This is a genomic window from Roseibium sp. R5 (assembly GCF_055755305.1).
On the sequence record NZ_CM146910.1, the window covers coordinates 4,258,149 to 4,271,330 of the forward strand.

The following is a 13,182-nucleotide window of genomic DNA, read 5'->3' on the forward strand; positions in this document are numbered from 1 at the left end:
CCTTATTTTTTGCTTTCAGATGCTTCAATTATCTTGTTTTCCCTCGCCTTTTCGCCCTTCGGAGTCAAACCGTAAATCCCACGTTCCACCCGTTCGAACCAACCGTAGTGATCATCCGCCATCATCCGTGTGGCCCGGTCAACGCCGGTCGCTTTGGCAACCTCCGCGCCCCGGCTTGGACCATTTTCACTTAAATACTGAGCACATCTCATGGCATCTTGCCGGTAGGCCGTGACGAGCGTGACGCGCGTCGAGCCACCGGTATTCGGATCTCCGACACGGCGGGCAAATTCACGCAGTAGCCGGTCTTTCCGCGGTTTCATCTTGCGCGGTGTGAAGGGCGCTGGATCAGCGTGAACTTCGACCAGCTGATCGGCGAGCCGGACCGTAATAAGTCCAAGCCCCAGCCTGCGCGCGAGCTTGAGATTACTTTTTAGCGCCGCTTGAAACCGGCGCCCGCTGCCCCGCGCAACGGCGATATAAACCGAGTCGGTCACCCCTTGCCGGTCAACGGCCTGGTGAAACAGGCTAAGGGTAAAGCCGGTCTTCAGTTCCACGATCACCGGATCGTCGTAACCCCGGCAAGCCACAATGTCGGCCGACCCTACTTCGGCCTTCACCTCATACCCCTGTTTTTCCAAGAATGCCTTGACCGGCTCATAAAGCTCGGTTTCCAGAATGCGTGCCATGGATGCGATCCTATGGCTGCGCCAATACCGGGTCCAGCAGCGATCTGAGCCGGATGCAGGTTGACCACGACTTCCTTGCATTGGATGCAAACACCGGAAGATGCCAGAACCGGAAATTTTGAGCGGCCTCTTGCCGTTGCCGCAATTGATTCCCATGTTGTTCTCACTCCCGGACGACCCGGCCCGGATAGCATTCCTAAAATGGGATCCAGACAAAATGGAAATCATACAACCTGCTGCGGTCATGGCCCTTTCTGCCGCGGTCTTCGGGTTTATCATTTGGGCATATTTTCGCGTTTCCGGACACTTCCAGAGCGAGACCCGCGATCAGAAAGGATGGGGAAGCGACCGCATTTCTATCTTGCTTGCGATAGGTCTCGTGATTGGCTTCACAGTCAGCTACATCGAAATTTTCATATACGCGTTCAGGCTGCCCTTTTCCGGCGCCGTTGATGTGACCATCGGACTAGCTGCGGCTTTGATCGCGATGTCCGGAGCTTATGCTGTACAGGCATACAGCGAAAAGCGTGCGTTCAGGGCAAGTCGGCCACGGATCTGAAGGCCACACATTCAAGGGTCGAGAAAAAATCTTTCGCGCAAGTTGCGCCACATCTTCTCGCCGACCATACAATCATAAGGCTGGCCGAACGTGATCTGCGCCCGGTAGACGCGTGCTGATTCTTCTGGAACCCGCCCACCGATTTCCAGGACCAGTTTCCGGCGAACCGCTTCTGGAAACTGGGCCCAATCGTTTACCGGAATAACAAAACTGCCCGGCCCGCCAATCACGCACCGGCGGTAGTATTCATCGAGATCCGGAATGTTGAACTGGCCACCAAATCCGCCGGTCGTCATCAATGGCAATCCGTTGATCACAAAACCGGCCTCCACTGCCAGGTCCCGGGCACGGGTCACAGCGATGCCCTGATTGTTGGGCCCATCGCCGGATATGTCGATAACCAGCCGATCCGCCTGAAAAGGGACATCCAGCAGCAACTTCGACGCATACCGGATCGCACCGGAAATCGAGGTTCTGCGCTGACCAATGGTCTGATCTTCGCTGATGATGGTTGATACACCCTCTGCGTCTTGCGGCGTTTCAATGAGGGTCCAGGGTACGATCTCGCGAATATGCGCATCGTTGGCCCATTCAAACATGGTCAGTGCAATCCGGCCATGAAGCCCCTGTTCGACAGCTCGAATGACTGATGGATGCGAAATCGCAGCGGCATATCCGTCCCGCTGAATGGCCAATTCTTCCGCCGACATGGACCGTGAGACATCAACGGCCAGAACAAGAGCGACGTCGACGGGTTGAGCCGCTTTGACGGAAGCTGAACCAAATTGCCCCACTAACAAGGCGATCGCGGTGATCAGGGTTGAGACGAGGCTCTTCATAGAACTGAGAATAATGCAGTCAGGCCCGCCGACCAGAGGAAATCCTCCGCTTTGTGTCAAATGATCGTCAGGAACGAATATTGACTGCAACGTTTCGGGTACTCGCCGACGAACAGGAGTTCAGCTATAAGGCTTTGAAATAGAGACTTCAGGGAGTTTTCCATGACCGACGCTGCTGCAAACGACATGGCCGAAAAACCAATGCTGGCAACGCTTCTGCATGAAGGTGTGTACCGGATCGTCATGCAGCGCCCGGAACGGATGAACGCGCTCTCGAGCGAAATGATGAGCGCTTTGTCCGCCGAACTGACTAAAGCGGCGGAGAACCCGGATGTACGGGTGGTTCTCCTCGGCGCAGAGGGCAAGGTCTTTTGCGCAGGCCACGATCTGAAGGAACTGACGAGTGCGCGGGCCGAAGCTGACGGTGGCAAGGCGACCTACGAGCGGATCATGCGCCAATGTTCGGACCTCATGCAGCAGATTGTACGGCTGCCAAAGCCGGTCATTGCTGTCGTGACAGGTGTTGCAACCGCTGCCGGGTGTCAGCTGGTCGCGTCCTGCGATCTGGCAATTGCAACAGATACCGCCACGTTCTGTACGCCTGGCGTCAATATCGGCCTCTTTTGTTCAACGCCGATGGTCGCGCTGAGCCGGAACGTTGCTCCAAAACAGGCGATGGAAATGCTTTTGACCGGCGAAAGCATCGACGCATCGACCGCCAAGGACTTTGGCCTGATCAACCGGATCGTCCCGCGCGACTACCTGGAGCAGGTCGTTCAGAAATACGCGGAGAGCATTGCCTCCAAGTCTGCCCATACCGTGAAGATCGGCAAGGAAGCCTTCTATCGTCAACTCGAAATGCCATTGTCTGAAGCCTACGATTTCGCGGCAGAGACGATGGTTGGGAACATGATGGCCCGCGATGCCGAAGAAGGCATCAATGCTTTCCTGCAAAAGCGCAAACCGGAATGGACGGACAGCTGATACAGATGGACCACGACAGCTATTCCGACACCTACATCAAGGGCATCTTGGATGAGGTGAAGACCATCGCGATGATCGGGGCGAGCGCGAACACTGTGCGCCCGTCCTACTTCGTGCTGAAATACATGCTTTCCAAAGGCTATGATGTCTGGCCGATCAATCCCGGACAAGCGGGCAAGGAAATCCTTGGACAGAAGGCCTACGCGTCTTTGGAAGACCTCCCGGACACGCCGGACATGATCGATATCTTCCGGAATTCCGAGGCGGCGGGCCAAATTGTCGATGACGTGATCGCAAGCGGCAAATTGCCGAAGGTTATCTGGATGCAGTTGACCGTGCGCCACGAAGAGGCTGCGCAGCGAGCGGAAGCTGCGGGTATCAAGGTGGTCATGGACCGCTGCCCCAAGATCGAATATGGGCGGCTGTCTGGGGAGATTGGCTGGGCCGGTGTCAATTCCCGGACACTCTCCTCAAAGCGCCCCGCCCTGAAAGCCGGTTTCCAGCACCGGGGCTTGTCGCCTACGAAAAAGACCTAAGTTCTCAGCACCTATTGGGCACAATTTATAACCAAAGAAAGCCCAAATTTCATTTTTTGGCCTCAGAAACAACTATCTGGAACGGCAGTAAAAAAGTCGCGGGCCATTTTTGTTTTTGCAGCAACAGTGACGGTGCAAATGTCTATTTGCTTCAAAAACAAACGATTTTCTGACAAACCGTATAGAAACAGGTAACCAAGAAAACACCCCCTGATTGCATTTCATTCGGGATCCAATCAAAGGTATCGTTAAGAGATCAGCAATGATTAACAGTTGACTAAACTGTTAGCGAAATTCTTTGCCCAATCTTTATTTTCCGAACAGACACTTTAACGACTTGTTGACCTTTTCCCGCAGGAGGCATTCATGGTCGATCCGTTCACGCAGTTCACTATCTATCACCTGGTTGTGGTTGTCGCCATCGTCATGGTGCTCATCTTCAGAGCTATTTCAGATTGATATCGGTGACGAAACTGCAAGCTCCCTAAGCGCACTAGCCAGAGCGGGCAAAACACGCGATGTCGCAAGACAGGTCGTGTAATGAGTATTGGCTGAGTTGGGCTGGCCACCTTGCTCGTCATTCTTCGACTTCAAATAGTCAATGCATCTGAATCTCTGAATACATGTCATTATTTAGAATTTTCATCAATTTTCCGGAAATTTTATTTTTTATTTCGGAACGGGTGTTACCAATTCATGCACATGACGGGTCTATCCTTATTGCATCACAGTAGTTCCATGTTGGGATCGGACGAGTCCATGCTTTACGAAGTTATAGATACGGGCCTCCTCGCTTTGGTGATGCCTCTTGCGGCCAGTGTTCTCATGTTTGGCATCTATCTTGTCATAAAAACCGACATGAATTTGGAGCGCGATGAACGCTCGCCGCGGCGGTTTGTCAAAACGCCCTAAGCGTTGCAGCAGTATCCGACCCAATTATCTTTCAGAAAAAGAACGTTTTTTCCGTTTTTTCGCGGTTTCAGAAATCAATCCTTTGACCTCCCGCACGGCTTTGACCAAACTGCGCGCCACATATCCAAGGGAGGTTCTTTATGAGCGAAAATATTCCAGGCTTTTCCACGCTGGCCATCCATGCAGGCGCGACACCAGATCCGTCAACCGGCGCTCGGGTCACACCGATCTATCAGACGTCTTCATTTGTCTTTGACGATGTCGACCATGCTGCGTCGCTGTTCGGCCTTCAGGCCTTTGGAAATATTTACACCCGCATCACAAACCCGACCACTGCCGTTCTTGAAGAACGCGTTGCAGCACTTGAAGGTGGTACGGCCGCGCTCGCAACCGCTTCCGGTCACTCGGCACAGCTTCTTTGTTTCCATACGCTCATGCAGCCGGGCGACAATATTGTGGCGGCCAACAAGCTCTATGGCGGCTCCATCAACCAGCTGAACCACTCTTTCAAAAGCTTCGGCTGGGGCGTGAAATGGGCTGATCCATCAGACATGGCGTCCTTCGAAGCGGCGATTGATGACAAGACCCGTGCAATTTTCATCGAAAGCCTTGCCAATCCAGGCGGGATCATCGTTGACATTGAAGCTATTGCCGCCATAGCCAAGGCAAAAGGCGTTCCGCTGGTTGTCGACAACACCATGGCTTCTCCGTACCTGTGTCGGCCGATCGAACATGGCGCCGACATTGTCCTGCATTCCCTGACCAAGTTCATGGGCGGCCACGGCAACTCCATGGGCGGCATTATCGTTGATGGTGGATCCTTCGACTGGTCCGCATCTGGCAACTATCCGCTTCTGTCATCCCCGCGTCCGGAATATCAGAACATGGTTCTGCATGAGACCTTCGGCAATTTCGCTTTCGCGATCGCCTGCCGTGTTCTTGGTCTGCGCGATCTGGGCCCGGCGATTTCGCCGTTCAACGCTTTCATGATCCTGACGGGTATCGAAACTCTGCCGCTCCGCATGCAGCGCCATTCAGACAACGCGAAGAAAGTCGCGTTGCATTTGTCCGGGCATGACAAGGTCAAGTGGGTGTCCTATGCGGCCCTTCCGGAGGATCCGCACCATGCGCTTCAGCAAAAGTACATGCCGAAAGGTGCCGGAGCTGTCTTCACGTTTGGTGTTGAAGGCGGGTACGACGCCGGGGTGAACCTCGTGTCCAAGGTCGAGTTGTTCTCACACCTTGCCAATATCGGCGATACGCGGAGCCTCATCATTCATCCGGCGTCCACTACTCACCGCCAGCTGTCGGATGACCAAAAGACATCTGCAGGCGCCGGCCCGGATGTTGTCCGGATCTCGGTTGGTCTCGAAGATGTCGATGACATCATTGCCGATCTGGAGCAGGCTCTCGCTGGCTAACAACTAGCTAACGGACAAAAAACAGCCCGCCGGTTTGGCGGGCTGTTTTCATTTCAAACCCTGGGCATCCGTCAGTTCCGGATCGGGTACTCGCCCTTCAAGGCCGCCATGTAATCAATCGTTGCCGCGATCACAAAGACAGCAAAGCCTTGGTGGACAAGCGCCACACCGAGTTGATGCATGGACAATTCCCCGGTGTAGTTTCCAAAACCCAGCAGCGTGACGATCCCGAAAACCATCTGCAGGAAGACAAAGGCCGCCAGGTGAAACGCCGGCAAACGGATCCGTTTGGCATCCGTTACAACGCATGTCCGCCATACCAGAAAAATCGCAGCAGCACCCAGAAGATAGGCAACCATCCGGTGTTGAAACTGAACGGTCAGGACGTTTTCAAAGAAATTCAGCCAGACAGGTGACTGCATCAACAGACCCGACGGGATCATCTGACCGTCCATCAGCGGCCATGTATTGTAGGTGAAACCGGCGTTCAGACCCGCGACAAGGCCGCCAAAGAACAGCTGCAAGAACAGCAGGCCTGTAAACACCCAGCCAACCGGTAGCAACGCGGAGCGTGTATCAGCGGGCGGCGCACCATGTGGCGCCAGTCGTCGGGCAATCCAGAAGAGATACGCAAAGATAATGAAGGCCAGGGTCAGGTGTGCTGCCAAGCGGTACTGGCTGACATCTGTTCTCTCTACCAAGCCGGAAGCGACCATCCACCAGCCGACAAACCCTTGCAGACCGCCAAGGCCCAGACCAACGACCAACCGTGGCTTCAGCCAGGGTTCAATACGCCCAGACGCCCAGAACACGACCATAGGTACAAAAAAGGCAACGCCAATCACCCGTCCGAGCAGACGGTGTCCCCATTCCCACCAGAAGATGAATTTGAACTCATCAAGGCTCATGCCCTTGTTGATCAGCTGGTATTCCGGAATCTGGCGGTATTTTTCCAGCTCTACCTGCCACTCCGCCTCTGTCAGTGGAGGGATCACGCCGTGGATTGGTTTCCATTCCGTGATCGAAAGCCCGGACTCGGTCAAACGGGTCGCCCCACCCACGACCACCATCACCAGTATGAGAAAGCAGACGCCGTAGAGCCACCAGCGGATCATCGCCCGGCTTGAGCGAATGAATTCCTGGTCTTTGATGTCTTTTGTTTGGCCGGCCGTTCCCAGGCTGTCCGTGGACATTGTCATTGCCCTGTTGTCTCCAAAATCCGTCTACCGGTTTGACCTTTGGTATCGGGAGATATAGGTGCTGGGGAAAAGCGGCAAGCCTTTGTGGCCGGGTCGCGGCAAATCATCGCTCTTTGGGTTACAGAACGGGTCAAGAATGGTTCCCTCGCTCCGCAAGTTTATCGGTATGGTCGCGCTCGTCTTGTTCGTGATTGTCTACGCTCTGACCGCAATGGTGGTCGGCGACTCGCCCCGATTGCAGGAATCGTCGACGCTTATCCAGTTCACTTACTTTGCCATTGCCGGTCTTGCTTGGGTCATCCCTGCAGGCGCCATCATCTGGTGGATGGAACGCGGCAAAAAAAGCTGACTGCGATTACGATCTAAGTGCGGGCCCGCGTTTTAAGTTCGGGCGCGCAGACCAAAACCGGACGTCAACCATTTGGCTGCCCGGTAAAGCGCAAACGGCGCGCCGGTTAGATACTGATCGATAAAGGCCGGGTCCTGATAAACCCCGTTGAGCGACACACGCGGCAAGAGCATCAGGTCCCGCGCACTTGCCGATTGCAGAACACCTGGAAATGTTGTGACAGCGGAGGCAAAGCCGAACTTGCCGACAACCTCGGCAGCGCCTGCGTCAACCGCGTTGTGTTTCCCATAAGGGTACGCGAAGTGTTTGGGCCGCTGCCCCAATTCCGCTTCGAGACGTTCAAGACCCTTTTCTATATCCTGCCGTGCAGCATCTTCGGGGAGACGCGCCAGGGCAAAATGATCGTGCGTGTGAGCGCCAATCGTGACGAGCGGATCTGACGCCAGTTCCCGCACCTCATCCCAGGTCATCATCTCCTGGTCCGCGAGCTCTGCGAGGTCAATTCCATACTGGCTCGACAAGGCCCGGATGATTGCACGTTGATCCCCTTCGCTCACATCGTTTTTCAAATGAGCGATCAGGCGATTGAAACAAGAACACTTTTCATCGGCAGTTGCACAGACTGTTGGCTCGTCTGCGTCAGACGAGAAAACGATCTGATCATTCGCGGCAATGATAAGCTCCAGCGCCAACCACCATAGCTCACTCGACCTGTCCACCAGACCGCTTGCGACAAACACGGTGAACGGTGCACCAAGTTCTTTCAGGACCGGAAGCGCATATTCCAGATTGTCCCGATAGCCGTCATCAAAAGTCAGAACCGCATACCGTTCCCGGCCATATCCGGATTTCAATAGGTCAACCGCTTCATCCAAAGCGATGATCTTGTAGCCGTTGGCCCTGATCCGCTCCACCGTTGCACGCAGGAACTCGGGGGAAATCTCAAGGTGCCGGTTGGGCTGAAAACCACCAGCGCGCGCCGGCCGAACACGGTGCAACATGAACACAGCGCCGCAGCCTTGTGTGAAAGGTGCGAAGAGTTGGCTCAGTCCCGTCGTCTGCAGAACCCGGAATGCGTTGGTAATTGCTGTTTGGCGAATGCTCATCAGCCGCTCGGCCCGTGTGTTTGGAACCGGTCCATTAGCGCACCTTTTCTTTAAGAATTATTGATATTTCTCGCTAGAGTTTGGTCGAATGAGCGCACCACCAAACATAGCTAACCACCGTTTAACCAATCCCGTTTCATTGAGTGATCTCCCATGTCAGCCGCCGCAATAGATATCTCTGGCACCCACCCCGGATCGGGATCCGGGAAGGACGATCTACAACTGACAGAAGACCTTGAAGAACTGGCGTCGGAGTGGACCCAGCTCGAGAGCGCAGGGATCGGAAATCCCTATCACGGTTTTCTCTGGTGCAAGGCTTTCCAAAACACATTGGGAACGGCAGACCGCAGTCGGCCATTGATTGCACTGCTGCGAGCGGCGGGACGTCCGGTTTTGCTGCTACCGTTTTCTCTTTTCACACACAACGGTATCAAGGTTCTCGCCTTTTTGGGCGCACGCTTCGGCAATCAGAACACGGGGCTTTGGGACAAGGCTTTCTATGAAGCAGTTGGGCCGGAGACTATCCGCAGTGTTCTTGATCGGGTTTGCCAGGAGAGCAGTGCCGATTGCATCGACTTGCAAAACGTTCCTTGCCACTGGAATGGCCGGCCGCACCCTCTGGTCCTGGACAATGCGCAGCTAAGCCCCAACCCGTTGTACCGCGGATCTGTCACCGATACATTCGAGGACGTTTTCAAAGCCCTGCATAGCAAGTCTGCGCGCAAGAACCTCACCCGGAAACAGCGACACCTCCAGGAAGCCGGCAATTATGAGATCCGGGTCTGCCAGCAACCGGCGGAAATAGAAGCCGGGCTTGAGGCATTTCTTGAGCAGCGCGAGGCGCGCGCTCAGATCACCGGCATCCCGAATGCTTTTTCCGACCCTGAGGCGAAGGCGTTTTTGCGTCAGGCAACTCAAAGCACCGCCCTACCCGTGACGCCGGACACCACGAGCGCGCCCCTCAAAATATGGACCCTGTCGGTCTCAGGGCAGATCAGGGCAACATATTTGTGCGGGCGAGATAAGGGCACACTCCACGCCTATTCGAACAGTGTTGCGCATGATGAGTTTTTGAAAAACAGCCCGGGACTGGTTCTAATACGAGAGATCATAGAGAAGATTTGCGCCGACCCGGATGCGAAAACACTCGACCTTGGCATCGGCGAAGAGCACTACAAGACGAGCTGGACCCGCCCAGAACCGATGTGCGACAGCCGGTACGCCAGAACAGCCAAGGGCAAGATCTATTCCGCAGTCCAAACGGCAAAAACACGCCTGAAATCGCGCATCCGCAACTCCGATCGGCTGTGGACGATGGTCAAAAAACTCCGGCAGATGCGCGCATCTGGAAACTAAGCTTCCTTAGCCCCTTCCCAACAAATTGGCGCGCATTCACGCAGCGTGTCCATCTCCATTGCGCCGTGGTCCGGAACCGGGTCCACCTGCAATTACGATCTCCACATCCGCGCCGGTGTTATGTGCCAGAAGGTTAGCCGCACTTTCGAGTTCGTGATTGTGATCCGGTCCACTCGCGGCGATCAGTACACGATCCGCAAAACTTAGCATGCGGGCGCTGGCAAGCGTTCCATCGATCGCCCCAAGATCCACAACGATGGTGTGGTAGGTCTTCTTGATTGCGTCGAGCGCGAGCTTGAAGCGATCGGACTCAACCATTTCATCGGTGATCTCGACACGGCCGGCTTCAATAATGTGCGCCTTCGACCCGGCATCCCGGTAGACGACCTTCGCAAACGGCGCCGCACCAGAAACAATGTCTGAAAAGCCCTCCGCCCCTCGCGAATTGAACTGTTCCGGAAAGACTTCCAGAAACAGGGCTGTATCGCCCTTGTCTGCTGCCCGGCGGGCGAGGTCAAAAGCGAGCCTGTGTGAAAGATCCGGCTCATCAACGCTCAGAACAACGATCCGGCCGGTCGGGTCGACTTCAGAAGCCGCCTGCGGCTCGTTAGATGGAAGAGGCGCCGCGGTGGGTCTGGCGACATCGTCGTCCTCAGGCTCCTCAACAGGATCATTCGGGGTCGAACGCATTGCGCCGAGCCAGTCTGGCGCGACGTCCTGGTCATAATTGCCTTTGCGCTTCGACCGTCGGTTTGGCGGACTGCCGACCTTCGTCTGCGCAGCTATATGAGCAACAGTGCTGTCATCGTCGAGATCCGGTTCCACCCGTGGTTTCTTCGGCTCTGCCCCCGCTCCGATTTCACTGCCGAAATTGTAGCCTTGGTATCCGCCTGCATAAGACGGGCCCCATGTGAAAGCCCCACCGGCATCGCGCGCCGGTGGTACGGGAGCTGATCCGGTTCCCGGGTTGGCAGTTCCGTGGGGCTGCGCAGGTGAGTAAAGAGCCCGTCCCGTGAGCAATTCGCGCATGATTACAAAGGCCGTTCCCAAGATGAACGTGACCAGGGCTGCAATGATGGTGCTGGAAACCACTTTCGGAGAGAAGGGCTCAACCGGGACATTGGCCCGGGAAACAATTCGGGCATCAGCTGGCAGCAGCTGCGCGCGTAAACGCGTATCGGCTTCCTGAAAACTAAGCAACAACTGGTCAAGTTGCGCAGCCTTTGCATCGGCTTCCCGTTCGAGTTCGCTGAGGCGGGCCTGATCCGCATTGGATTTCGCGGCAGCGACCTTCAATTCGTCCAGACGCCTCTCCAAGGCCAAGGCCTGCTGGCTCGCGACCCGCGCATCGTTTTCCAGCCCCTCAAGCACTTTTCGCGCTTCAGAACGAATCTGACGGCCGTAGTCACTGAGCTGAGATTGCAGGGCCTTGATCTGCGGGTGGTTGGGCAAAAGCGTGATCGACAGTTCGGCGATGTTGGACTGGATTTCAACTTGGCGTTCGCGCAAACGCTGAATGAGCTGAGAATTCAGGACATCCGTTGCAGTCTCCAAGGATCCACCGGAATTCAAAAGTTCGCGGATCAGTTCGGCCTTGGCCTGAGCTTCAGCTTTCGCAGCTTGCGCTGCGGAATAGTCGCTGCTCGTATCCGCCAGTTGCTGTTGATTGAGCGGTATGTTGTCCGCACCGATCAACAGGTCGGCCCGCGCCCTGAAGTCTGCGACGGCCTGGCGGGCCGATTGCACCTTTTTCCGCAATTCAACGATTTGCGGCTCCAACGCAGCGGATGTGATTTCTGTCGTCTGCCGCTTGGCGCTGGACTGCAGCTCCAGAAACTCGTCGACAATCGCGTTTGCGACTTCGGAGGCCAAAAGCGGATCTTCAGACGCATAGTCGACGGCGATAACACGCGATTCGTCGAGGCGGTAGACCTCCAGGTTTTCGTAGTAGTGCTTGAGCACGCGTTCTTCGGCAGAGTCGCCTGAAGGCTCACGATCAAATCCAAAAATTGTCAGGACCTTATCAAGAAAAGACATTCCTCCGCGGGCACCGAACTCCGGTACGGCGGCGAGATCCATCTTCCGGACGACCTTGCGGGCAAGGTCTGTTGCCATCAAGAGCTGGATCTGACTGGCAACACCCTCGGTATCGAGCAAAGCACGCTCGCCTTCAACACCGCGTGTCCCACCTGGAATGTTGATTTCCGTGCTTTCGATCAGAACCCGAGCCTCGCCCATATATTTGGGTGCAACGAATTGCAGGGCGATGAAAACAACCAACGTCATCAAAAGGGTCAAAGGGACCAGCCACAGCAATGACCGCGCCAAAGCCTTCAAAAGCCCGCCGAGATCCAACGCCATATCGTTGTCTGTGTAGGTCTGCCGCCCAGATTCCATATTGCTTCTCTCCAGATACGCGGCGAATAATGTCTGATTATGGTAAGCGTTCGGTTAAGCTTCAACACAGCTGGCTGGAACAGCCGTTAATTTGTGTATACGCATTATTGACAGGCTATCTGTTCGCCTTGATCCGTCTTCACCCTCAATTAACCATACCTTGCGATCCTCTTGCCGAATTGTAGGAGAGTCGTTGATGCGAATGAGAGCGCTTCTGGTACCGGCATTGTGCCTGGGACTTGCTGCGTGCAGTGGGTACAGGCAACCGCCGACAGCGTTTCATGAAACTTTGACCCAGCCGTATCGCCTGGATTCCAGCGACCGGTTGCGCATCATTGTGTTCGGTCAGGACGACCTTTCTAACACCTATGTCATTGATCAGGCTGGCTATATTTCCTTCCCGCTTGTTGGAAGCGTCGCCGCGCGCGGCAAAACCCAACAAGGACTTGCCGCTGAAATTTCTGCCAAACTGCGCCAGGGCTATATCCGTGATCCTGACGTCTCCGTTGAGGTGGACACCTACCGTCCGATCTTTGTCATGGGCGAGGTGCAAAACGCGGGCCAATATAACTACGTCGCCGGCATGACAGTCCAGAACGCGATCGCTACTGCCGGTGGATTCAGCTCTCGGGCCCGCCAGGAAGACGTCGATATCACCCGCCAGATTAACGGTGAAATTCTAAACGGACGCGTTCCGATTTCGGATCCTGTCCGACCCGGGGACACGATTTACGTTCGGGAACGGTATTTTTGACAAGCCGCGAGTTAACCGCGGACTCATTTCCCTTTGCTAGGGTGCATCCTGACTGCTGAACGGGCTCAACAAGAAGCCTGA

At 55.2% G+C, this 13,182-nt stretch carries 13 protein-coding genes; 8 read left to right on the forward strand and 5 right to left on the reverse strand.

Annotated features, from left to right (window positions below):
- Positions 1-2: 2 nt before the first annotated feature.
- Positions 3-689 carry a DUF2161 family putative PD-(D/E)XK-type phosphodiesterase gene (locus AC0J4F_RS19790; protein ID WP_208326740.1) on the reverse strand — a complete coding sequence of 229 codons (687 nt, stop codon included), beginning with the start codon at positions 687-689 and terminating at the stop codon, positions 3-5.
- A 217-nt stretch (positions 690-906) separates the two neighbouring features.
- On the opposite strand from AC0J4F_RS19790, the gene AC0J4F_RS19795 reads away from it, so the two are divergent.
- Positions 907-1,248 (forward strand): hypothetical protein, encoded by a 342-nt coding sequence (locus tag AC0J4F_RS19795; RefSeq protein ID WP_473024432.1) that lies wholly within the window; start codon positions 907-909, stop codon positions 1,246-1,248.
- An 11-nt stretch (positions 1,249-1,259) separates the two neighbouring features.
- On the opposite strand, the gene AC0J4F_RS19800 is transcribed toward AC0J4F_RS19795, so the two are convergent.
- Positions 1,260-2,147 (reverse strand): DUF1194 domain-containing protein, encoded by an 888-nt coding sequence (locus tag AC0J4F_RS19800; RefSeq protein ID WP_473024433.1) that lies wholly within the window; start codon positions 2,145-2,147, stop codon positions 1,260-1,262.
- A 102-nt stretch (positions 2,148-2,249) separates the two neighbouring features.
- On the opposite strand from AC0J4F_RS19800, the gene AC0J4F_RS19805 reads away from it, so the two are divergent.
- From AC0J4F_RS19805 to AC0J4F_RS19820, 4 genes are all read left to right on the forward strand, one after another.
- Positions 2,250-3,071 (forward strand): enoyl-CoA hydratase, encoded by an 822-nt coding sequence (locus AC0J4F_RS19805; protein ID WP_420338036.1) that lies wholly within the window; start codon positions 2,250-2,252, stop codon positions 3,069-3,071.
- Positions 3,072-3,076: 5 nt separating this feature from the next.
- Positions 3,077-3,607, forward strand: coding sequence for a CoA-binding protein (locus AC0J4F_RS19810; protein ID WP_306147309.1), 531 nt, complete (start codon positions 3,077-3,079; stop codon positions 3,605-3,607).
- Between the two features lie 759 nt (positions 3,608-4,366).
- Positions 4,367-4,519 (forward strand): hypothetical protein, encoded by a 153-nt coding sequence (locus AC0J4F_RS19815; RefSeq protein ID WP_209177551.1) that lies wholly within the window; start codon positions 4,367-4,369, stop codon positions 4,517-4,519.
- A gap of 140 nt (positions 4,520-4,659) precedes the next feature.
- Complete coding sequence (locus tag AC0J4F_RS19820) at positions 4,660-5,940, forward strand: O-acetylhomoserine aminocarboxypropyltransferase (protein ID WP_133950506.1); 1,281 nt, start codon at positions 4,660-4,662, stop codon at positions 5,938-5,940.
- A 71-nt stretch (positions 5,941-6,011) separates the two neighbouring features.
- On the opposite strand, the gene AC0J4F_RS19825 is transcribed toward AC0J4F_RS19820, so the two are convergent.
- The gene (locus AC0J4F_RS19825; protein WP_133950508.1) at positions 6,012-7,139 is read right to left on the reverse strand and encodes a COX15/CtaA family protein; all 1,128 of its coding nucleotides are present in this window, start codon (positions 7,137-7,139) and stop codon (positions 6,012-6,014) included.
- 136 nt (positions 7,140-7,275) lie between these two features.
- Here AC0J4F_RS19825 and AC0J4F_RS19830 point away from each other — a divergent pair, with 136 nt between their 5' ends.
- Positions 7,276-7,488, forward strand: a complete 213-nt coding sequence (locus AC0J4F_RS19830; RefSeq protein WP_040451813.1) for a DUF2842 domain-containing protein — start codon at positions 7,276-7,278, stop codon at positions 7,486-7,488.
- 32 nt (positions 7,489-7,520) lie between these two features.
- On the opposite strand, the gene AC0J4F_RS19835 is transcribed toward AC0J4F_RS19830, so the two are convergent.
- Positions 7,521-8,594: a polysaccharide deacetylase family protein gene (locus tag AC0J4F_RS19835; RefSeq protein ID WP_133950510.1), complete on the reverse strand. Its 1,074-nt coding sequence runs from the start codon at positions 8,592-8,594 to the stop codon at positions 7,521-7,523.
- Between the two features lie 153 nt (positions 8,595-8,747).
- On the opposite strand from AC0J4F_RS19835, the gene AC0J4F_RS19840 reads away from it, so the two are divergent.
- Positions 8,748-9,950 (forward strand): GNAT family N-acetyltransferase, encoded by a 1,203-nt coding sequence (locus AC0J4F_RS19840; RefSeq protein ID WP_133950512.1) that lies wholly within the window; start codon positions 8,748-8,750, stop codon positions 9,948-9,950.
- A 36-nt stretch (positions 9,951-9,986) separates the two neighbouring features.
- On the opposite strand, the gene AC0J4F_RS19845 is transcribed toward AC0J4F_RS19840, so the two are convergent.
- Positions 9,987-12,347 carry an exopolysaccharide transport family protein gene (locus AC0J4F_RS19845; RefSeq protein WP_133950514.1) on the reverse strand — a complete coding sequence of 787 codons (2,361 nt, stop codon included), beginning with the start codon at positions 12,345-12,347 and terminating at the stop codon, positions 9,987-9,989.
- Between the two features lie 196 nt (positions 12,348-12,543).
- On the opposite strand from AC0J4F_RS19845, the gene AC0J4F_RS19850 reads away from it, so the two are divergent.
- Positions 12,544-13,101: a polysaccharide biosynthesis/export family protein gene (locus tag AC0J4F_RS19850; RefSeq protein ID WP_040451812.1), complete on the forward strand. Its 558-nt coding sequence runs from the start codon at positions 12,544-12,546 to the stop codon at positions 13,099-13,101.
- Positions 13,102-13,182 lie beyond the last annotated feature (81 nt).

Excerpts from the sequence above, each read along its gene's own strand:
- AC0J4F_RS19825 (WP_133950508.1), bottom strand. The coding sequence starts at position 7,139 with ATGACAATGTCCACGGACAGCCTGGGAACGGCCGGCCAAACAAAAGAC.
- AC0J4F_RS19840 (WP_133950512.1), top strand. The coding sequence starts at position 8,748 with ATGTCAGCCGCCGCAATAGATATCTCTGGCACCCACCCCGGATCGGGA.
- AC0J4F_RS19790 (WP_208326740.1), bottom strand. The coding sequence starts at position 689 with ATGGCACGCATTCTGGAAACCGAGCTTTATGAGCCGGTCAAGGCATTC.
- AC0J4F_RS19830 (WP_040451813.1), top strand. The coding sequence starts at position 7,276 with ATGGTTCCCTCGCTCCGCAAGTTTATCGGTATGGTCGCGCTCGTCTTG.
- AC0J4F_RS19805 (WP_420338036.1), top strand. The coding sequence starts at position 2,250 with ATGACCGACGCTGCTGCAAACGACATGGCCGAAAAACCAATGCTGGCA.
- AC0J4F_RS19815 (WP_209177551.1), top strand. The coding sequence starts at position 4,367 with ATGCTTTACGAAGTTATAGATACGGGCCTCCTCGCTTTGGTGATGCCT.
- AC0J4F_RS19835 (WP_133950510.1), bottom strand. The coding sequence starts at position 8,594 with ATGAGCATTCGCCAAACAGCAATTACCAACGCATTCCGGGTTCTGCAG.
- AC0J4F_RS19845 (WP_133950514.1), bottom strand. The coding sequence starts at position 12,347 with ATGGAATCTGGGCGGCAGACCTACACAGACAACGATATGGCGTTGGAT.
- AC0J4F_RS19810 (WP_306147309.1), top strand. The coding sequence starts at position 3,077 with ATGGACCACGACAGCTATTCCGACACCTACATCAAGGGCATCTTGGAT.
- AC0J4F_RS19795 (WP_473024432.1), top strand. The coding sequence starts at position 907 with ATGGAAATCATACAACCTGCTGCGGTCATGGCCCTTTCTGCCGCGGTC.
- AC0J4F_RS19850 (WP_040451812.1), top strand. The coding sequence starts at position 12,544 with ATGCGAATGAGAGCGCTTCTGGTACCGGCATTGTGCCTGGGACTTGCT.
- AC0J4F_RS19820 (WP_133950506.1), top strand. The coding sequence starts at position 4,660 with ATGAGCGAAAATATTCCAGGCTTTTCCACGCTGGCCATCCATGCAGGC.